Source organism: Hanstruepera marina (genome assembly GCF_019880635.1).
Lineage (GTDB): Bacteria > Bacteroidota > Bacteroidia > Flavobacteriales > Flavobacteriaceae > Hanstruepera > Hanstruepera marina.
Map to the genome: position 1 here is coordinate 550,408 of NZ_JAINVX010000002.1, position 18,923 is coordinate 569,330.

General features: G+C 35.3%; 20 protein-coding genes. 6 read left to right on the forward strand and 14 right to left on the reverse strand.

Going from position 1 to position 18,923, the window contains the following annotated elements:
• The 4 genes from K7G76_RS10355 to K7G76_RS10370 are packed head-to-tail and all read right to left on the reverse strand — an operon-like array spanning nt 1 to nt 3,802.
• The gene (locus tag K7G76_RS10355; protein ID WP_223034124.1) at nt 1-1,194 is read right to left on the reverse strand and encodes a DUF4350 domain-containing protein; all 1,194 of its coding nucleotides are present in this window, start codon (nt 1,192-1,194) and stop codon (nt 1-3) included.
• Nucleotides 1,187-1,915 (reverse strand): hypothetical protein, encoded by a 729-nt coding sequence (locus K7G76_RS10360; protein WP_223034125.1) that lies wholly within the window; start codon nt 1,913-1,915, stop codon nt 1,187-1,189. Before K7G76_RS10360 ends, K7G76_RS10355 begins: the two co-directional genes overlap by 8 nt.
• Nucleotides 1,908-2,828 (reverse strand): hypothetical protein, encoded by a 921-nt coding sequence (locus tag K7G76_RS10365; RefSeq protein WP_223034126.1) that lies wholly within the window; start codon nt 2,826-2,828, stop codon nt 1,908-1,910. Before K7G76_RS10365 ends, K7G76_RS10360 begins: the two co-directional genes overlap by 8 nt.
• 8 nt (nt 2,829-2,836) lie before the next feature.
• Nucleotides 2,837-3,802 carry a stage II sporulation protein M gene (locus K7G76_RS10370; RefSeq protein ID WP_223034127.1) on the reverse strand — a complete coding sequence of 322 codons (966 nt, stop codon included), beginning with the start codon at nt 3,800-3,802 and terminating at the stop codon, nt 2,837-2,839.
• A gap of 33 nt (nt 3,803-3,835) precedes the next feature.
• On the opposite strand from K7G76_RS10370, the gene K7G76_RS10375 reads away from it, so the two are divergent.
• Both K7G76_RS10375 and K7G76_RS10380 read left to right on the forward strand, forming a co-directional pair.
• Nucleotides 3,836-4,561: an RDD family protein gene (locus tag K7G76_RS10375; RefSeq protein ID WP_223034128.1), complete on the forward strand. Its 726-nt coding sequence runs from the start codon at nt 3,836-3,838 to the stop codon at nt 4,559-4,561.
• On the forward strand, nt 4,561-5,166 hold the full coding sequence (locus K7G76_RS10380; RefSeq protein WP_223034129.1) for a trimeric intracellular cation channel family protein: 606 nt from the start codon (nt 4,561-4,563) through the stop codon (nt 5,164-5,166). Before K7G76_RS10375 ends, K7G76_RS10380 begins: the two co-directional genes overlap by 1 nt.
• A 47-nt stretch (nt 5,167-5,213) precedes the next feature.
• Here K7G76_RS10380 and K7G76_RS10385 read toward each other — a convergent pair whose 3' ends face one another.
• Nucleotides 5,214-5,915, reverse strand: coding sequence for a peptidylprolyl isomerase (locus tag K7G76_RS10385; RefSeq protein WP_223034130.1), 702 nt, complete (start codon nt 5,913-5,915; stop codon nt 5,214-5,216).
• Nucleotides 5,916-5,917: 2 nt separating this feature from the next.
• On the opposite strand from K7G76_RS10385, the gene K7G76_RS10390 reads away from it, so the two are divergent.
• Together K7G76_RS10390 and K7G76_RS10395 are read left to right on the forward strand one after the other, a co-directional pair.
• Nucleotides 5,918-6,559 (forward strand): NUDIX hydrolase, encoded by a 642-nt coding sequence (locus K7G76_RS10390; protein WP_223034131.1) that lies wholly within the window; start codon nt 5,918-5,920, stop codon nt 6,557-6,559.
• A gap of 48 nt (nt 6,560-6,607) precedes the next feature.
• Entirely contained in the window at nt 6,608-7,420 is an 813-nt protein-coding gene (locus K7G76_RS10395) for a lysophospholipid acyltransferase family protein (protein ID WP_223034132.1), read from the forward strand.
• Here K7G76_RS10395 and K7G76_RS10400 read toward each other — a convergent pair whose 3' ends face one another.
• Nucleotides 7,421-8,062: a hypothetical protein gene (locus K7G76_RS10400; RefSeq protein WP_223034133.1), complete on the reverse strand. Its 642-nt coding sequence runs from the start codon at nt 8,060-8,062 to the stop codon at nt 7,421-7,423.
• Nucleotides 8,063-8,066: 4 nt separating this feature from the next.
• Nucleotides 8,067-8,561, reverse strand: coding sequence for an RNA polymerase sigma factor (locus K7G76_RS10405; protein ID WP_223034134.1), 495 nt, complete (start codon nt 8,559-8,561; stop codon nt 8,067-8,069).
• Between the two features lie 130 nt (nt 8,562-8,691).
• Here K7G76_RS10405 and K7G76_RS10410 point away from each other — a divergent pair, with 130 nt between their 5' ends.
• Nucleotides 8,692-9,969 carry an NAD(P)/FAD-dependent oxidoreductase gene (locus tag K7G76_RS10410; protein ID WP_223034135.1) on the forward strand — a complete coding sequence of 426 codons (1,278 nt, stop codon included), beginning with the start codon at nt 8,692-8,694 and terminating at the stop codon, nt 9,967-9,969.
• Between the two features lie 65 nt (nt 9,970-10,034).
• Here K7G76_RS10410 and K7G76_RS10415 read toward each other — a convergent pair whose 3' ends face one another.
• Nucleotides 10,035-10,697: a lysoplasmalogenase gene (locus K7G76_RS10415; RefSeq protein ID WP_223034136.1), complete on the reverse strand. Its 663-nt coding sequence runs from the start codon at nt 10,695-10,697 to the stop codon at nt 10,035-10,037.
• Between the two features lie 134 nt (nt 10,698-10,831).
• Between K7G76_RS10415 and K7G76_RS10420 the strand changes: the two genes are divergently transcribed.
• A complete protein-coding gene (locus K7G76_RS10420; protein ID WP_223034137.1) occupies nt 10,832-12,985 on the forward strand; it encodes a TonB-dependent receptor in 2,154 nt (717 codons plus the stop codon).
• On the opposite strand, the gene K7G76_RS10425 is transcribed toward K7G76_RS10420, so the two are convergent.
• From K7G76_RS10425 to K7G76_RS10450, 6 genes are all read right to left on the reverse strand, one after another.
• On the reverse strand, nt 12,980-13,723 hold the full coding sequence (locus tag K7G76_RS10425) for a sulfite exporter TauE/SafE family protein (protein WP_223034138.1): 744 nt from the start codon (nt 13,721-13,723) through the stop codon (nt 12,980-12,982). The genes K7G76_RS10420 and K7G76_RS10425 overlap by 6 nt on opposite strands.
• A 4-nt stretch (nt 13,724-13,727) precedes the next feature.
• Entirely contained in the window at nt 13,728-15,797 is a 2,070-nt protein-coding gene (locus K7G76_RS10430; protein WP_223034139.1) for a prolyl oligopeptidase family serine peptidase, read from the reverse strand.
• 145 nt (nt 15,798-15,942) lie between these two features.
• A complete protein-coding gene (locus K7G76_RS10435) occupies nt 15,943-16,521 on the reverse strand; it encodes a hypothetical protein (RefSeq protein ID WP_223034140.1) in 579 nt (192 codons plus the stop codon).
• An 86-nt stretch (nt 16,522-16,607) separates the two neighbouring features.
• Nucleotides 16,608-17,135 (reverse strand): YybH family protein, encoded by a 528-nt coding sequence (locus K7G76_RS10440; RefSeq protein ID WP_223034141.1) that lies wholly within the window; start codon nt 17,133-17,135, stop codon nt 16,608-16,610.
• 472 nt (nt 17,136-17,607) lie between these two features.
• Entirely contained in the window at nt 17,608-18,096 is a 489-nt protein-coding gene (locus tag K7G76_RS10445) for a VOC family protein (protein WP_223034142.1), read from the reverse strand.
• Nucleotides 18,097-18,254: 158 nt separating this feature from the next.
• Entirely contained in the window at nt 18,255-18,773 is a 519-nt protein-coding gene (locus K7G76_RS10450; RefSeq protein WP_223034143.1) for a CPCC family cysteine-rich protein, read from the reverse strand.
• Between the last annotated feature and the right edge of the window lie 150 nt (nt 18,774-18,923).

An 18,923-nucleotide genomic window follows, 5' to 3' on the forward strand; every position in this document is an offset into this window, starting at 1 on the left:
TTAGTGTCTTTTTAAAAATTCTTCTATTTTTTTATGTAATTCAATTAAATCGTTTTCTGTGTGTGCGGATTTTGATTTGAGATAGGCAATAAAATCGACTAAAGCTTTAGTGTCTGTCTTATTGTTTGATGATTTTATGGCTAGCTTTTCTATAAAACGCTCACTTAATTCATTGGTATCTAAATAATACGAACTTCTCACGTGCTCTAAAAAGTAAGTAATTTTTTTATTTATGATATTGGTAAAATCACCATGCTGGTAATATAAATCGCCCACAGTCTTGGTAAACTCTACCGTAGAATTTTTAAGTGGATCTATAACTGGAATTACACGTTGTGTGCGTTTGCCCTTAAACAATATAAAAAGTATAAGCGATAGCAAAGCTATATAAAAGGCCCATTTTAATGCTTGATTTGTTAATATAAAACGCAAAGGACTTGTTATAACTTTACGTCCGCTTTTATAGTAGTTGTCCCAAATTATAGGGTTGTCGGGTAAATAGGACAAAACAGCAGCAGCATAACATTCTTTGTCATCGAGTAAATGATAATTTGTAAAAGCAAATGGGTTAGTATGCAAGTAAAATGCGCCATCATGATCGCCAAAAGGTACTTTAATAAAATTGATTTCTTGTTTTGTTTTGTCTTCGTTTAAAACGTGGCCCAACACTACTGTATTTAAGGTGTCTATAGATGTTACAAAATAGTTTTCAATAACATCTTCAAATAATACATTATGCGATTTTAGACTTGGACTAGTGAATGTACTGTATGATGGACTTTTTAAAAACCCGTCGTAATCCTGGTCGAAATTAAGATTTAGTGTATCTGCTAGTTTGCCGTAAAAATAATTACTGCTAATAAAAACGGTATTGCCACGCTCTACAAAATCGAGTAAAGATAGAGTACCTTCATCTTCAATACTTATATAGTCATTGATTAAGAATAAGTTTTTTTTTGTAAAGCTATCAACATGCTTTAAGGATTCGTAAATACTTTTATTGGAAGTTTCAACATCAAAACCAGATGTGTTTTTTAGCTCATTAAACAGTACATAACAACCTAACGGAATTTTATCGGCAGCAGAGTAGGAGTCTCTCCAGTTTACGGCTTTCGGCTTTGTAATTTCTGCTACCATTAACAAAACGATAATGGCAGCAATAGCGTACAATGCTATTTTAGAGCGTTTATCCATTAGCGTTTGTGTTTAGTGTGTTAAAATCGGTTTGGTTGCGCTTAAATTGGTTTTCGTCAATTTCAAATTCACCATACCAAACATAATCGTAGATATAGGAAATGCGTTTAAAACGGTTCCGCGTAGTCTCGTTGGTTATCTCGTTTATATAATCGGAATTGGTTTTGTCGTAATGCCAGTCTATAATACCTTTTTTAGATAGAATTTTTAAAGACTTTAAGTACATATAGCGTGTGGCTAAACGGTAATTGTTTTGTTTTAAAGCTGAAGTAATAAGATCGTCAAAATTAACCGTGTTTATATTTTCTTCAACATAACTAAAGCCTTCAATATCGTGTTCTTCAGTTTTAAATACGGATCCTATTGGCGATTGAAGCATGAATTTTAGAAATAAATAAAGCGAACCTAAACCTAATAGACTGTAAATTATTATTTCTAGAGTTTGATAATCTACAAAGTCAATGTCAATGCCAAAAACATCGCCAAGCCATCGGAAGAATTTCCGAAACAAACCTTGGATTAAGTTTACACCACCAGTGTCATTGATGTCATAATTAAATTCACTGTCTTGATAACGGTCTTTAATATGGTCCTTAAAGGGCTTTATAGCTACTTCAGTACTATCGGTTTTTATGTTCTTGTCTTGACTATAATGGACTGATGTCAAACTTGCAAAAAAGCCAAGTAAATAAAACCGTATATGTTTAGGGCATTTAATCATTTATCCCAATTTGTTCAATGCGCTCACGTAAAAAGATGTTGTATTTTTCTTCGTGTAAATTAAAATAGAGAATACCAAAAGCTATTTGTGAAAGAGCTTGTGTAAAAACAAAGGCCAAAATAAATAAGGCAAAACCAATAGTGTATACAATAGTGGCAAAAACGCTAGTTGTAATATCTATACTGCTCTCAACAGAAAAGTAAGTATAAAAACCTAATATAAATGCTGGGATAGAAACAATTAAAAATGTAATCATTAAATTTAAAATCCCAATGATTAACCCGTAGAAAACCACACGTAAAAAATTTGAAAAAGTAAACGACCACCCTTCATTTAGGGCTTCAGTAACTGTATTTTTTCCTTTAAAAAGCGAAGTAAAAGCCAATCCAAAGAAAGCCGATAACGTAAAACTAATGGCATATTGGGCAAGCATTCCTAGTAAAGGAATAAAGGCCAAAATAACGGATATTATTAGGTAGCCCACATAAATAAACGCTCCAATTATAACAAATATAATAACGGCTCCAATACGTTGTTTTATGGCAGTTCCTATTTTTTTAGGCTCAACATCACCTTCCTCTTTTACGTATTCAATAATATAGGCGCTGGAAACACTATAGTTTAAAATGGCTGTTAACCCCAAAATAATGACTAGCATAAAAAGTCCGCCATACAAGTACATGTCGTTATCAACATTACTGCCCATGCCAAATCTAAAATCTCTACTGGCCAATCCCATAAAACCGGTAATCAATAAATATGAACCAATAAGAGTGAGTATTATACTTACCGCATTATAACGTAAATACAAATTAGTATAGGGTTTAAAATTGTATTTAAGCCATAAAAAATAAGTATTAATGATATCACCAAAACTGTTTCGCGTTCGTAATTCTAAATAGGGCTTTTTCACGATAATGGTTAAGAGGTTTTTAGGTATTGTTTGTTGAGTTTAATGGGATATAAAATGTAATAGTAAATTATTAGTGACAGGGAAACTAAAATAATACCGTAGGCTAAAACATGTGGCATTTGTTCTCCAAATCGGGTAAAAAATCCTTCAATGAATCCAGCGATAATAAAAAACGGAATAGTACTGACTACTATTTTTAAACCATCTTTAGCGCCTTTCATAAAAGCAACACGCCTACTAAATGTTTTAGGAAATAAAAAACTATTTCCCATAACCAATCCCGCACAACCAGCTATTACAATAACTGATATTTCAATAGTACCATGTAACCAGATTGTTGAGGTTTTGTCCAAAAGACCATAGTTATAGAAAAAGGTTATAAAAGCACCAAGCATAATACCATTGCTAAATAACACAAAAATGGTTCCTACACTAAATATAACACCCATGGCAAAGGCAATTATAGCTACCCGAATATTGTTGATTGTAATGCCTAAAAACGTTCCAACTTGACTACCACTTTTGTAAACCGCCATGGGTTCACCATTTTCAATATTTTCAATGGTCATGTTTACATAAGCATCTCCTAGAATCAACCGTACAAAGCTATCGTCGTTTAAAGTAGATACTATACCAATTAAAACTGCTGTCATAAAAAACAAAAAGGTGTAGAATAGGGTTTTATGATACTGCTTAAAAAACAAAGGAAATTCATATTTCCAGAACGAGACAACCTTGTTTTTAGACTCCTTTTTAGTAATGTATATTTTTTGATGGGCTTGCGAGGCCAACGAATTTAAATACAAAAGCGTCTTACTATCAGGATAGTAAGTTTGGGCGTATGAGAGGTCATTGGTTAATTGTATATAGTATGAAGCTAGGTCGTCTGGATTTATTTTCACATTATTGTGTAAAGCGGTTTCAAATCCTATCCATTTTTCCTTATTTTGCTTCACGAAAGATGCTTCGCGCATAGACAAATAAAATTTAAACGAATATACATTTCCATGAGCAAATTAGCAATTAACACGGCGCAAAATGTCAATTTAGATTATAAGCTAATTGGACTTGGTGAACGTGTGGTTGCATTTTTGATTGATGGCCTTATTTTAACGGCTTATATTACCATAATTGAAAATTTAGTAGAGGTATCCAAAATATTTGATGTTGACGATTGGACACGCATTGGGTTTTTAAGCTTGTTTTTACTGCCAGCCTTTTTTTACTCACTATTATGTCATATAATTTTTGGAGGGCAGACAGTTGGTAAAATCATCATGAAAATTAAAGTCGTTCGTTTTGATGGCTCGCCAACACAATGGTATAATTTTCTGGTGCGCTGGATGCTAAGAATAATTGATATCTGGATGTTTTTTGCGTCTATTGGTGTTTTAAGTATTCTGTTATCAGACAAAAAACAACGTGTTGGAGATGCTGCAGCAGGCACTATAGTAATTAGCGTAAAAAAGAAACATAAAATAACCAGTACCATTCTTGAGGATATAACAGATGATTATAGTCCAAAGTTTACTACAGTTACCCAGTTAAGTGATAAAGATGTACGCATTATTAAAGAAGCGTTTTTGATAGCTAAAAAGAACAACGATTTCAAAACGCTTACCGCATTAAAAAACAAAATTTGCGAGGTGTTGAATATAGAGTCTGAATTGTATGATAAAGAGTTTATTGATACCATTTTAAAAGATTATAACTACTATACACAAAATATGTAATGTTTTACACTATTGACATTTTAGGAACTATTGCATTTGCCATTTCGGGAGTATTGGTGGCTTTAAGTAAAAAAATGGATCCGTTTGGAATATTAATAATTGCTTTTGTTACAGCTGTTGGTGGTGGTACACTTCGTGATATTCTTATAGGGGAAACACCAGTCAGCTGGATGCAAAACCTCACCTATACCTATGTAATAATAGTTTCGGCAATATTTACCGTAATCTTTAGGTCTAAAATAGATTATTTAAGGCGATCCTTGTTTTTGTTTGATACTATTGGAATAGGCCTCTATACGGTTGTGGGCATCGAAATAGGTATTAGTGCAGGGTTAAGCCCAGTTATTTGTATTGCTCTAGGTACTATTTCGGCTTGTTTTGGTGGAGTTATTCGCGATATATTATGCAATGAAATCCCTGTTATTTTTAGAAAAGAGATTTATGCCACAGCCTGTATTTTGGGTGGTGTTACCTATTTTTTGGTCAGAAAACTACCTATAGACAATGGGCTTGTTTTTTTAATAGCAGGCGCAGTTGTTATTACCGTTAGGTTGCTTGCAGTACGTTTTAAAATAAGTCTGCCAAGTCTGTATAAAGAAAAATAGTTGTCTTATTTGTAATTCCTAATTCATTTATCACCTGTCATCTGTCATTATTCAATAATCTCAACTTTTTTAATATATACATTACGTAATGGCCATTCGCCTTCATCAGTTTCTTGGGCTGCAATTTCATCAACAACATTCATGCCTTTAATAACTTCGCCAAAAATGGTATATGCACCATCTAGATGATGGGCGCCATGCTCAGCCTGAACGATAAAAAATTCAAAAGGCGAGGCCAGTTTATAGGCGTTTTCAATTTCACTGCTAGGCATGCTTATAACGCCTCTGTTGTGTTTATAGCCACGTTTGGTGTCTGGCGGTAATAGATAGTAGCCAATATCTTTGCGTTTGCGCTTTACTTTAGGATCATCGGTATTTCCAGCCTGAATGATAAAGTTATTGACCACGCGATAAAATTGGGTTTTGTCAAAATAACCACGCTTGGTCAAGTAAATAAAGTTGGCACGATGGAACTTCGTTTTATTATAAAGCAAAACATCAATGTCACCAAATTTGGTAGTAATACGTACTTTATTTTCCTTGTTTTTCTTTTCGTATTCCAAAAAGAATTCCATGGCATTGTCGTCTGTCAAAAAGGGAAATTCGGGTGTGTCTTCTCTTATAATGTCCTTTTTTTTGACTTTAGTGTTTTTTTGAACAGGTTTGGGGTTTGTCTTTTTTTGTTGGGATTGCTTATCTTCACAACTTAAAAAAACAAGTAGAACACTAATTATTACGATACGTTTCATAAATGAATTTTGACCAATTTTTATATGCTGTTTCAAAAATAGAAAATATCCCTCTCCCAGCCGAAACATCGCAGTTTAAAATGTCACCACCCTTTAGGCTGAAGCTTCAGGAAATGCAAAAGGACAAGATTAAACAGGCTAAAAGAGCAGGGGTCATGGCATTGTTTTACCCTAATTTTGAGAACCAAACAAGCCTGGTGTTAATCTTGCGAAAAACTTATAAAGGGGTGCATTCTGCCCAAGTGGGATTTCCAGGCGGAAAGTTGGAAAAACAAGATGCAACCATAAAAGATGCAGCTTTGCGCGAAACCTATGAGGAGGTAGGTGTACCCGTTCACAGCATTGAAGTGCTAAAGGAGTTAACGCAGGTTTATATTCCACCGAGTAATTTTTTTGTTCAGCCTTATGTAGGGGTAACACCTAAAACTCCGATGTTCACAAAGCAGGATGATGAGGTTGAAGCCATTATTGAAGTGGCTATAAATGATTTATTGGATGATGCTAATGTTATAACCGAAAGAGTATCAACATCATATAAGGTTGATGTGGATGTTCCGGCTTTTAAGCTCAATAACCATGTGGTTTGGGGAGCTACCGCCATGATGTTAAGCGAGATAAAAGACTTGTTAAAAGAAATGCTCTAAACTATCAGTTTTACTACATTTGTATTCTTAACTAACAACAATATTTTCATGGGATTGTTTAAAACGAATCCTTTCGGACATTATCTTTTTTTAAAAAAATGGGTTATTCGAATTATCGGAACGCTAACCCATAGGCGTTTTAGGGGTTTTAATGAGCTGCAGATAGAAGGGTCGGATATTATTAAAAATTTACCAGAAAACAATGTGCTCTTTATCTCAAATCATCAAACGTATTTTGCAGATGTTGTGGCTATGTTTCATGTTTTCAATGCGAGTTTAAGTAATCGTGATGACAATATTAAGAATGTAGGGTATTTATGGCATCCAAAACTGAATATTTATTATGTGGCGGCCAAAGAAACCATGAAATCTGGATTATTGCCAAAAATCCTGGCTTATGCAGGTTCCATAAGTATCGAGCGGACGTGGCGTGCCGATGGTAAGGACGTGCAGAGACAGGTTAAAATGAGTGATATTTCAAATATAAAAAAGGCTTTGGACGATGGTTGGGTTATTACCTTTCCGCAAGGTACAACCACACCTTTTAAGCCGATTAGGAAAGGTACCGCTCATATTATTAAACACTACAAGCCTATTGTGGTTCCTATTGTTATAGATGGATTTAGACGTTCGTTTGACAAAAAAGGGCTACGGGTTAAGAAAAAGAATATTCTGCAATCTATGGAAATAAAAGAACCATTGGATATTGATTATGAAAATGAATCGATAGCAGAAATTGTCGAAAAAATTGAATATGCCATAGAGCAGCACCCTTCTTTTTTAAAAGTTATTCCGCAAGAAGAACTAGAGGAGCAAGAACGCTTGAACGAAAAACGTAGGTGGAGTTATAAGGAAAGCTAACTAGAACTCTAATTTTTTTAACTCTCTGTAATTTTTGTTTAGACGCCCTAAAAGGATGCCGTAAACTAACCAATAAAATAGTAGTAATACACCAATTGCAATGGCTAAAAAGGCCATAGTGGTTAGAATAACAATAACATAGTATTTTACCAGTTCACCATCTGCCGAAGCCTGTTGTATTTGTGCAATAAACTGCTCGTCTTGGTCAAACTGTATAAACATTACCAATACAACAGAAACAGCTAAATAAATTAAATTAAAAGCAACATAATGCTTTACAGAGCGTCTTGTTTTTAAAATATTTTCCATTAAGACTTTGGCGTTGTCTGTTACCGAAATGGTGCGATAATTTTTATAGAATAAATAAAAGAAGTAAGCTAAAACTACATAGCCAATAACCGTTAGAGGGATTAAAATTAAATCGGCATCATAGGTTTTAAAGCGCTCCATGCTTTTGTTGTCCTTTAGTGCAAACGAAATTATAAGCCACAAACCAAACTCAAGCAAACTAATGATGAATATCCACTTGACAATTGAGGATGATTTTTTTAAAATCATCTTATAAATATCATTATAGGATAATTTTGGAAAATCATCTTCTGTTTTCTTCCAATCCCTTTTTAATAAATCTAATTCATCCATAATGTTACGGATTTAAAATGGTTTTTAACTTCGTTTTTACCCTATTCATCTTCACACGAGCATTCACCTCGCTAATACCCATTGTTTCACTTATTTCTCGGTAATTCTTATCTTCCAGATACAAAAACACCAAGGCCTTTTCAATGTCGTTTAATTGATGCACAGCACTGTAAAGCAATTTGAGTTGCTGTTCTTCTGTATCATCATACTCTTCACTCTTTATTTTAAACTCAATATTGTCAAACTGCTGTGTGTCAATAGTGCGTTTTTTCTTTCTATAAAGCGTTATAGCGGTATTTAATCCCACTCTATACATCCATGTACTAAACTTGGCATCACCACGAAACTTTGGGTAGGCTTTCCAGAGTTGTATGGTAATCTCTTGAAAGAGATCGTTATGGGCATCTTGGTTGTTGGTGTATAACCTACAGACCTTATGCACAATGTTTTGATGCTTTTCAAGTTGCTCGATAAAACTATGTTCTAATTCTTCGCTCAATTTGGTAGTTTAGTTACTCTATAAGTAGCATAAAGTTTAAAATGTTACAGGTATTTGAAATATTCCATAAAAATAGTCTTTAAGATTGGTATGTTGTATCTTTGTCATACACTTTTTTTACTTCTTTAGTATGAATATTCCCAAGTCCAATTTTCCAAGACTAGTTATAGTTGGAGGTGGTTTTGCGGGCATTAATTTGGCAAAATCACTTAAAAACAAACCTCTTCAAGTGGTTTTAATTGATAAGCATAACTACCATACCTTTCAACCTCTATTGTATCAGGTGTCCAGTTCGGGTTTAGAGCCTGACTCAATTGCATATCCATTGCGTAAGATTATTAAAAAATCTAATAATACTTTTTTTCGCTTGGCTGAAGTTGAAGAAATTCAACCGGACAATAATCGTATAAAAACTACAATAGGGGAAATAACGTATGATTATTTGGTCTTGGCTACTGGTACCAAAACTAACTTTTTTGGCAATGCCGATGTTGAAAAGTATAGTATGCCCATGAAAACCGTTCCCCAGGCTCTAAATATCAGAAGTTTAATTTTGCAAAACCTCGAAAAAGCTACTATAGCTAAAACAGAGGCGGAGCGTAAGGCGTTTTTGAATTTTGTTATTGTTGGGGCTGGTCCAACAGGAGTTGAGCTTGCCGGTGCTATTGCCGAGCTAAAGAATCATATTGTGCCACGCGATTATCGCGATTTAAACGCAAATGACATGCAGATTCATTTGTTGGAAGGGGCTAATCGGGTATTGCCACCCATGAGTGAAGAGGCTTCTGCAAAAGCAGAACAGTTTTTAAAAGATCTAGGGGTTCATGTGCATTGTAATACCTTGGTTAAAGAATACAATGGAAAAAAAGTAGAAACCAATACCAATTTAGAGTTGGAATCCGAAACCTTAATTTGGGCTGCTGGTGTAACAGGAAGTCCTGTAAAAGGCTTGTCAGCAAATTCATTAATGGAGCGTTCAAATAGGTATAAAGTTAACCGCTATAATCAGGTAGAAAATTATCCAAATATTTTTGCTTTGGGAGACATCGCATATATGGAAACCGAAGCTTTTCCAAAGGGACATCCACAAGTTGCTCAACCGGCAATTCAACAGGGTCAATTATTGGGCAAAAATATCTTAAGGTTTATAGCTGATAAACCGATGCAAAAATTCAAATATAACGATAAAGGTTCTATGGCGACTATCGGAAGAAACAAAGCTGTTGTTGATTTAGGGAAGATAAAGTTTGGTGGGTTTTTTGCTTGGTTCGTTTGGATGTTTATTCACCTCATGGCACTCGTGGGATTTCGAAATAGAGTAGTGGTTTTCTTTAATTGGGTGTATAATTATATTAATTTTGACAAGGCTGCACGCTTAATTATTCGTCCTTTTCATAAAGTAAAGTAATAGTTTAAAATTGAGTTATTAAGTAATTGATAGATAATTATTTAAATGTTTACTATAAATAAAATCTATTGTTGTTTTATAAGCCCAAAAACGATAAAAAGCTGTGCAGAGGCGTATGTAAACATAATACTTATATTTGAAAATGCCAAAGGTGTATAAAATTTATTGACAGCAAGTAAACTATCTGAAATTAAAAATAAAATAGCACCAAAAAACACAAGATAAAAACTGATTTTAGGCACACGACCTTCACGTAAAAATGCAGTTGTTGCCATGGTTAGTATAACAAGCATATATAAAAATACCGGTAAAAGCATCGGGCCTAAATTGTCATTTAAAAGCCAAAATAAACCTGTGCCGTACACTAATAAAATACTTGCAAGAAGCCATGGTGATTTGCTTCGATTTCTAGCCTTTAGGAATACAAAAATATAGAGAATATGAGCGATTAAAAATGACGCCAATCCAGCGGTGAAATAATGAGCTGATTGATCGACAAACATGAGTGCAATATCACCTAAAAGTGAAAACAGCAAGGCTCCAAGTGTGAGTCGTTTTAAAGGTACAGGTATAGACTTACTTCGGGTATAGTAAAAGACCAATAAAGCTATAAGTAATGAGGGTTTTGCAAAATAGTGCCAAAAGGAGTGTAATTCAGCGGTTATCATTTCAAAACAAAGTAGAATGCAAAAGAATGCGGTAAATAGTTTTTCGATTTTGGTTAGCATGATGTATCTTTTCTATCAAAAATATGCAATTCAGTATTAAAATTTGACAGTTCGGTGCGTTTTAGTTTGATGATCTATATGTATACCGCAATTTTGGGGCATCAATTAAAGCAAACAGTAATAAATAATCAAAAATGAAAATACTAACCAACCTATTATGTGTGTTTTGCGTGGCTATGGGTATTGCCCAAACTGAAATATCAGGAGTTGTTGTCGATTCCAAAAACCTACCTATTGAAGGCGCTAATGTGTACTTAGAAGGCACTTACGATGGAGCCACTTCTGATGAAAAGGGCGCTTTTTCGTTTATAACAGAAGAAACAGGAAACCAAACCCTTGTGGTTTCGTTTTTGTCTTTTGAAACCTATCAGAAATTTGCAGATGTCAGCACATTTAATAATATTACAATTAAACTACGTGATGATGTTAATGCTTTGGATACGGTAGTAATCTCGGCAGGTACATTTGAAGCTGGAGATAACAGTAAGGTTTCGGTCTTAAAACCTTTAGATGTGGTTACTACAGCAAGTGCACTGGGCGATTTTGTAGGTGCTCTACAAACTTTGCCTGGAACGGCTACCGTTGCAGAGGATGGCCGTTTGTTCGTGCGTGGTGGTGATGCCAATGAAACCCAAATTTTTATCGATGGCATTCGTGTGTTTACACCATTCACACCAACAACCAACAATATACCAACACGTGGTAGGTATTCACCTTTTTTGTTCGATGGCATAACCTTTTCTACTGGTGGTTATTCGGCTGAATTCGGTCAGGCGCTATCCAGTGTCTTATTGCTGAATACTATTGAGGAACCCGACCAAGAGAAAACCGATATTGGTATTATGAGTGTTGGTGCTGCTTTGGGGCATACTGAAAAGTGGGAGAAAAGTTCCTTAAGCGTTAATGGTTCATATATTAATCTAGCACCTTATATAGCCTTGTTTCCTGATAGAAACGATTGGGATAAGCCTTTTTATGGAGGTTCTGGTGAAGCCGTTTTTAGACGAAAGTTCTATTCTGGTATGTTGAAACTCTATTCGGCTTTTGATGTTGGTGGGTTTGCCTTAACACAAGAGGATATTAATTTTCCTGAAGGGGTATATACTAAATTAAACAATAGCAATTTGTATTTTAACGGCTCGTATCGTGGCATGTTAACAGATAAGTGGTCTATTTTTGGAGGTATGAGTTATACTTATGCCAAGACCGATACGCAATATATTACAAATGATATAGTCGATACAGAAAACTCGATTCATGCTAAGCTCAAGCTTAAACGACGATTTAGTAGTCGATTTAAACTAAACTTTGGTGCTGAATATTTTACAACCGATTTTAACGAAAACTACAGTAATCCATTTACCGAAGCTATGGATTACGGATTCAATAACAATATAGCTGCAGGATTTACTGAAGCGGATATAATTTTCTCCAAACAATTGGCTTTGAAGGCTGGTTTGCGTTTGGAGTACAGTCAGCTGTTTAAGCAGCTTACCCTGTCACCACGCATGGCTTTGGCATATAAAACAGGTCAAAACAGCCAAATATCCCTGGCCTATGGTAATTTCTACCAAAACCCGAATAGCAGTATTTTAAAGTTCAATCAAGATCTGGTTGCCGAAAATACCCAGCACTATATTCTAAATTACCAGTTAAATCGTGAAGGTCAGATTTTTAGAGCCGAGGCCTATTATAAAAATTATGACGATTTGGTAAAATACGATACCGAGTTTACCATGTTTAATAGTAATTATACCAACAAAGGATCTGCATATGCTACAGGTCTCGATTTGTTTTGGCGAGATAATAAAAGCATTAATAATGTGGACTATTGGGTAAGCTATAGCTATTTAGATACGGAACGTGATTACCAAAACTTTCCCGAAATGGCAACGCCAAGCTTTGCCAATACACACAACCTATCTATTGTAGGGAAATATTGGATTGATGATTGGAAAAGCCAGGTAGGCATAAGCTATGCCTTTGCAACTGGCCGCACGTATACCGATCCTAATTTGGGTGGTTTTTTAAACCAAACAACAAAAAACTACAACAGTATAAGCATGAACTGGGCTTATTTAATTACCCAGCAAAAAATATTGTATCTATCGGTTAACAATGTCTTGGGCACACAGAATATCAATGGATATCAATTTGCCAATATGCCAGATGGTAATGGGTATTACAACAGTCGAGCCTTAAAACCAGCAGCAGATAGCTTCTTCTTTATTGGCTTCTTTTGGACGATTAGCGAAAACAAAACCGATAACCAATTGGACAACTTATAGAACATCATGCTTAATCACCAACTGACCAATAGTTACCAAGCCAATCAGAAGTATCAAAACCAATGAAATGACTCGGAATTTCGTTTGAGGGATATAGACCAATATCTTTTTACCAATGTACGAGCCTACGAGTCCTATGACAAATAGAAACGGTACATATTTCAATAGGTCGCCTTGTATATAACCATTTTGGTAATAAACAAAAGTTCTGGAGAAGTCTATCATAAAATCTATAAATGCCGACGTAGCAATAAACACACTCTTTTCCAAGTTAAAAGCGGCCATGGTCAAACCTCTTATGGCGCCACCAGTACCTAACAAGCCTGCCGAAAATCCTGAGAGCGTACCGCCAATAACAGCATTCTTTTTGTTGGGTAGTACAATCACTTTGCTTTTAATCAAAAAGTACAAACTAAAGACCACCAAAAACACGCCAAGAAAAATTTCAAGGTACGTGCTATCTAAATACTTCGATAAAAAACCGCCAATTATAACAAACACCACTGATGGAATTCCAATGTTTATCAGTAGTTTTTTGTCCAATCCTTTACGGAACAGGAAAATCTTACTCAAGTTGCTGGACAAATGGAACAGGGCAGTAAGCCCTAAAACCGAATAAAAATCGAAATAAAAATTAGCAACCGGAACAAAAAACACCGATGAACCAAAACCACCAATAGTACCAACTATTTCAGCAATTAAAGCTAGAAACAGAAAGATGTAGCTTATGTCCCGCACACCATTATTTCAGTTTCATCAACAAATACGATAATCCCATGGCACTTGATTTGGCACGCTGCTCGTTAGTTGAGGAGCCTGCATGGCCACCTTCGGTGTTTTCATAATAGTAAATGGGATGTCCCATATCCAACATTTTGGCCGCCATTTTACGGGCATGACCAGGGTGAACACGATCATCTCGGGTTGAGGTATAAAAAAACACTTCAGGATAGTTCGTGTCTTTATTAACGTTTTGATACGGTGAGTATTTTTTAATGTAAGCCCATTCCTCTGGAATATCTGGATTACCATATTCGCCCATCCAACTGGCACCTGCCAATAGTTTGTTGTAGCGTTTCATATCCAATAGAGGGACCTGGCACATAACCGCATTGTATAAATCAGGACGTTGGGTAAAGGCCACACCAACTAATAAGCCACCATTGCTGCCACCCATAATGCCCAAATGCTCTGGTGCTGTAACCTTGTTGGCTATTAGGTCTTCGGCAACAGCATGGAAATCATCATAAACACGTTGTCTGTTTTCCTTTAACCCAGCTTGGTGCCATTTAGGTCCAAACTCACCACCACCTCTAATATTGGCCAATACATATACGCCGCCATTCTCTAGCCAGTTTTCACCCATAGAACCCAAATAGAAAGGCGTTCGCGATACTTCAAAACCACCATAGGCATTCAATAAGGTAGGATTGCTGCCATCAACAGACATAGTCTTGGAGCCAACCACAAAATATGGTATTTTGGTACCGTCTTTTGAAGTAGCCATGAATTGCTTCACTTTGTACTTGTCGCCATCAAAATAGGCAGGTAACGATTGGAAGGCTTTAAATGTATTATTGTCTGCATTTGCTGTATATAATGTTTCCGGAATCAAGAAATTTTCAAACTGAAAGAAATAATCGTCAGACAACTCGTTGGTGTCTACAACCGATAAATTACCATAACCAGGTGCTTGTACCTGCTCGTTGGTCCATGCTGTAGCATTAAAAGAATATACATATAGTTTACTGGTTACGTTGGTTAATAGGTTTAAAAGCAACTTGTTTTTGGTGGTAGATATACCAGTAACACTGGAGTAAGTATCGGGTTGATAAATGATATGTGCCTTGTGTTTACCATTCAATAAGTCGGTCATGTTCAAACTTATTATGGTACCTTGTTTAAAGGTTTGTCCAGCAACGGTCCAATCAGACTTTAAATTTAAAATCAATTGATTGTTTAAAATACCACTAGGTGCAGCATCATCAGGAATATCTAACGTCACCATGTTATTATTGTGCCACACTTTTACACTTCTGGTGTAAAAAGTAATAGCCTGATAGACCATAATATAGCTTTTCTCACCATCGCGCATAACAGCTCCCCAAGATCCTACATCGGTTGGGTTGCCTTCGTGAATAAGCTTGGCATCTTTTAAAGCGGTTCCGCGTTTCCAAAGTTTAATTTGGTTCGGATAGCCTGATGTCGTCATGGTATGGTCACCAAAATCGGAAGCAACGAGTATAGTATTTTCGTGAACATAGGCAGAATTTCCTTTGGCTTCCGGAATATAAAAACCGTCTTCAATAAACTGTTTGGTGTTTACATCAAACTCTTTGGTTACCACGGCATCACCACCACCCTTGGATAAGCGGACCAAAAACCGATTATAGTCTGGGTGTAAACCGCTGACACCTTTGTAAACCCATTTTACATCATCCTGTTTAGATAGCACATCAATATCCAAAAGGGTTTCCCAGTTAGGGTTTCCGCTTAAATAATCATTACGTAAGGTTCTACGCCAAATACCACGTACATGGTCTTTGTCTTTCCAAAAATTATATACATAATTGCCATGCGTGGTTGGGTAGGCAATACGGTCGGTAGAATTGTAAATAGCCAAGGCCTTATCGTAAATGTCTTGATAATAAGGCAGGGTGGTAAGTTTGTCTTCTGTTTGTTGGTTTTGGGTATTTACAAAGTCAAGGGCTTTTTTGCCATCAACCTCTTCTAACCACAAATAGGGGTCGTCTTGGGCGAATAAATTCATACTCAAACATATAAAAAGTCCAGAAAGTAATAAAGATTTCATAAGGTGTTGGTTTTTAGTGGATTTTAAAGATACGAATAATAGAGTTATACCTAAACAAAAAAATATCGATGCTTAATAAGAATGGGGAGAATGTTGCTTACAGTATGGGCAAGGTTTGTTGCGATGTATAATACATCAATTGGCTTTATTTTATTATTTCGGTCAGATATACAACTCCGAATATCCAACCAACATAGAGTAGGGTATAGGTCATTGAGTAAGCTGCTGAAATTCCAATATCTCCTTTAGTATCTTTTGATTTTTTAAAAACTAGTTTCAATGCTCTAAAGAAAATCCAGTAAAGCATTGCTAAAATTATAAATAACGAAAACCAAAAAACGGCTTCCAGAACTATTAGTAAAATAACAAATAATATTGACATTGCTATCCATAACAAAATTGATAAAACTATTCCGCCAATTCCATCTCCGACTGATGGAATCTCCATTGTGGGTCCAGTTCCGCTATGAGCAAGCAAATCACCACTTTTAAAATTCCGAAATTTTGGAAAATTGTCAATCAAACCAATTCCAGAGTAGAGTCCGTAAGTCATAAACAGAAATATGGCTGTAGCGATAATTCCGAGAGACAAATAGAGATTAGAAGTCAAATCCCTATTGTAATTTGTTCCAGTCAAATAAACAGTCAGGATTGTAATTCCTATTACAAGTAATGAAACTATAAAAACGGATTTTCCTTTTAGGTATGGTTGTTTGGTTTTCAATTCAGAGCGTTTCGTTGAGCTTGTTGTCAACTAACTTTGGTTTAGCTAAAACTAGCAATTTTTTTATACGGTGTTGTAGCACGTTTTTAACTTTCTTCTTTTTTCAAAGGAGAATGATGTTCGTGGACCATTTTCCATCCGTTGTCCGTTTTTACGAATAACAATGTGATTTGGTCATTTACCACAACTAAATCCTCACCAAATTTTAAATGAAAATCAGAGTGAAAGGTTAAATTAGCAACGTCGCCATAAACTGCAATTTGCAAATCTTTTGCATCGAATTTTACAACTTCGGTTACTGAACCAAAAACATTGCGTTCATGGGCTTCATTAGCTTCACTGCCATTACGTGGTTCTCCATTTTTAAATTCAGTAAACTTTGGACTGTAGGCATGAAAAGAAATTAGTTTATCTATATCTCCGTCTTTGATGCTTTGAGCAATTGCTCCAAAGGTTTCCATTACCTCTTGTTTTGCTTCAGGAAATTCATCGTTGACTAAATCAATTTTAACTTTTTCAACTTCAACTATTTCTACTTTTTCCTCCTTTTGCTTACATCCCGTTATTACAATTCCGAAAATCATAATTAATACAAATGTCATTTTTGTTTTCATATTGTTATATTTAATTGGTTAATAGATATTTAGCAAGTTACAATTATTATGGTGAAAGTCAGCGTTATGCGTAGTTACGTTTTGGATTTTAAATATAGCGAATTTATTCGGTGTTATTTAAAATACAGAGTAAACGTAAACAAATTGCGTATAATGGCAGTTGGCTCACGTTTTCCCTAGATGGGCGGCTGGAGCTGTTAGTAATACAATCCCCAAGATTCCCGCGCCTGGCGCAATTTGGCATAACGCTGACGTTGAATCACATATCTTGTGTAATGGGATTTTGCTTGCAAAATATAGGGACACAAGTCAGCTTTAGCTGAATGTGATTCAACGGTTTTGTGTAAGCGTCAGTAACGGGAAAGTGCGCGAGTACTTTCCGCTGACGCATCTAATTTAGCAAAACGAGTTGAATTTCTGATTAGGAAATTCAGCCGTTATTGCGCTTACACGGTGTTGGCAACAGTATTTATTAATCAGATTTTTGTTCAATGAACTGTATAACATTTTCGTCTAAATCCTTAATTATAAAATACCTCAAATTAAATTCTTTGTCTTCCGTAATTCCTAAAACTTCTGTGACATTCATTTCTTTAATTCTTTTATAAATGGAAGCAATATTAGGAACAGAAAATGCGATTTTAGAAAATCCGATTAAAGGTTTGTTGTTTAGACTGTAATCAGCAACATATTCATTAATTGTGAAAGATGTTTTCTTTTCCATTAATTCAAGCTGAAAATATTTTCCTTTCAGAAAGTTAATCTTTAGACTGTCATATTCAGGAAAAGCCATTTCTTTATAAAGTTTTAATTCCAAAAGGTTTTCATACCAATCAGTAGACTTTTCAATATCGCTAACCACTATTCCGATTGTGTGAGGCTTAATAGATTGTCCAAACGAATAAGAAGTAATGATTAGGATTAAAATGAATAATACATTCTTTATTGTTTTGTTTTTCATATAGTTCCTTTTATTGTTGCCAACGGTCTCGTATAACCGTCAGTTACGGGTTTAAAGTTAATGTTTTTCGGTTAAGAACTGACGTTAGCAATTCCGAGTGGATTCGGACGTAGTCGAATCCGCCGTAATTGCGGTTATACATTGTTAGCACACGTTTTTTATTCAACTTTATATTTCGGATTTCGAATGTCACTTTTATGTACTTTCTGTACGTTTTTTATCATATCTCTTTCGCAAGCTCCAAATTCCGCAAAGTTCTTTTTCGCTTGGTTTAATGAAACTTGATTTGCTCCACCTTCATAATTCGGGTCTTCTTTTTGAATTGGGTCGTCTTCCCAGAAACAAGTTGTACAAATCTGATAAGTTCCGTTTGGTTTTTCATTCAGCGTATTGTAACCACAACAATCACAGTAAAATCTGCCATTCGCTTGAGCTCTTTGAAATTCCACAATTTCAATCAATTCTCTGTCAGAGTATTTTTTCAAAAAGTCAGCTATTGTTTTTTCAGAATACTCTTTAGCGAAGAAAAGTCGATAACTTTCGTAGTTGGTTTTAGCTAATTCAGGGTTTATTTCTTGGAAAAATTCATAGTCTATATCACATTCCTCACGCAAATAATCTTCGATAATGTCTTTCAATTCCCACGTGTCAATATCAAGAACAGTTTGGTTATTCATTTTGTGAAGTTTAATATGTGGTTTTTCAATTTTCACGATTTTTTTCTCAAATGTGTGCTAACGGTTTTGGCTATGGTTTCGTTGCGGAATGGTTCGGGAGAACTATTCCGCCGTAAACCAAAGTTAGCAAACACGTAGGAATTTCCGAGA

What these genes read in the sequence shown, in the direction of transcription:
- K7G76_RS10415 (WP_223034136.1), bottom strand. Translation starts at nt 10,697, where the DNA reads ATGCTAACCAAAATCGAAAAACTATTTACCGCATTCTTTTGCATTCTA.
- K7G76_RS10395 (WP_223034132.1), top strand. Translation starts at nt 6,608, where the DNA reads ATGGGATTGTTTAAAACGAATCCTTTCGGACATTATCTTTTTTTAAAA.
- K7G76_RS10440 (WP_223034141.1), bottom strand. Translation starts at nt 17,135, where the DNA reads ATGAAAACAAAAATGACATTTGTATTAATTATGATTTTCGGAATTGTA.
- K7G76_RS10375 (WP_223034128.1), top strand. Translation starts at nt 3,836, where the DNA reads ATGAGCAAATTAGCAATTAACACGGCGCAAAATGTCAATTTAGATTAT.
- K7G76_RS10380 (WP_223034129.1), top strand. Translation starts at nt 4,561, where the DNA reads ATGTTTTACACTATTGACATTTTAGGAACTATTGCATTTGCCATTTCG.
- K7G76_RS10355 (WP_223034124.1), bottom strand. Translation starts at nt 1,194, where the DNA reads ATGGATAAACGCTCTAAAATAGCATTGTACGCTATTGCTGCCATTATC.
- K7G76_RS10400 (WP_223034133.1), bottom strand. Translation starts at nt 8,062, where the DNA reads ATGGATGAATTAGATTTATTAAAAAGGGATTGGAAGAAAACAGAAGAT.
- K7G76_RS10390 (WP_223034131.1), top strand. Translation starts at nt 5,918, where the DNA reads ATGAATTTTGACCAATTTTTATATGCTGTTTCAAAAATAGAAAATATC.
- K7G76_RS10360 (WP_223034125.1), bottom strand. Translation starts at nt 1,915, where the DNA reads ATGATTAAATGCCCTAAACATATACGGTTTTATTTACTTGGCTTTTTT.
- K7G76_RS10420 (WP_223034137.1), top strand. Translation starts at nt 10,832, where the DNA reads ATGAAAATACTAACCAACCTATTATGTGTGTTTTGCGTGGCTATGGGT.
- K7G76_RS10430 (WP_223034139.1), bottom strand. Translation starts at nt 15,797, where the DNA reads ATGAAATCTTTATTACTTTCTGGACTTTTTATATGTTTGAGTATGAAT.
- K7G76_RS10370 (WP_223034127.1), bottom strand. Translation starts at nt 3,802, where the DNA reads ATGCGCGAAGCATCTTTCGTGAAGCAAAATAAGGAAAAATGGATAGGA.
- K7G76_RS10450 (WP_223034143.1), bottom strand. Translation starts at nt 18,773, where the DNA reads ATGAATAACCAAACTGTTCTTGATATTGACACGTGGGAATTGAAAGAC.
- K7G76_RS10445 (WP_223034142.1), bottom strand. Translation starts at nt 18,096, where the DNA reads ATGAAAAACAAAACAATAAAGAATGTATTATTCATTTTAATCCTAATC.
- K7G76_RS10410 (WP_223034135.1), top strand. Translation starts at nt 8,692, where the DNA reads ATGAATATTCCCAAGTCCAATTTTCCAAGACTAGTTATAGTTGGAGGT.
- K7G76_RS10385 (WP_223034130.1), bottom strand. Translation starts at nt 5,915, where the DNA reads ATGAAACGTATCGTAATAATTAGTGTTCTACTTGTTTTTTTAAGTTGT.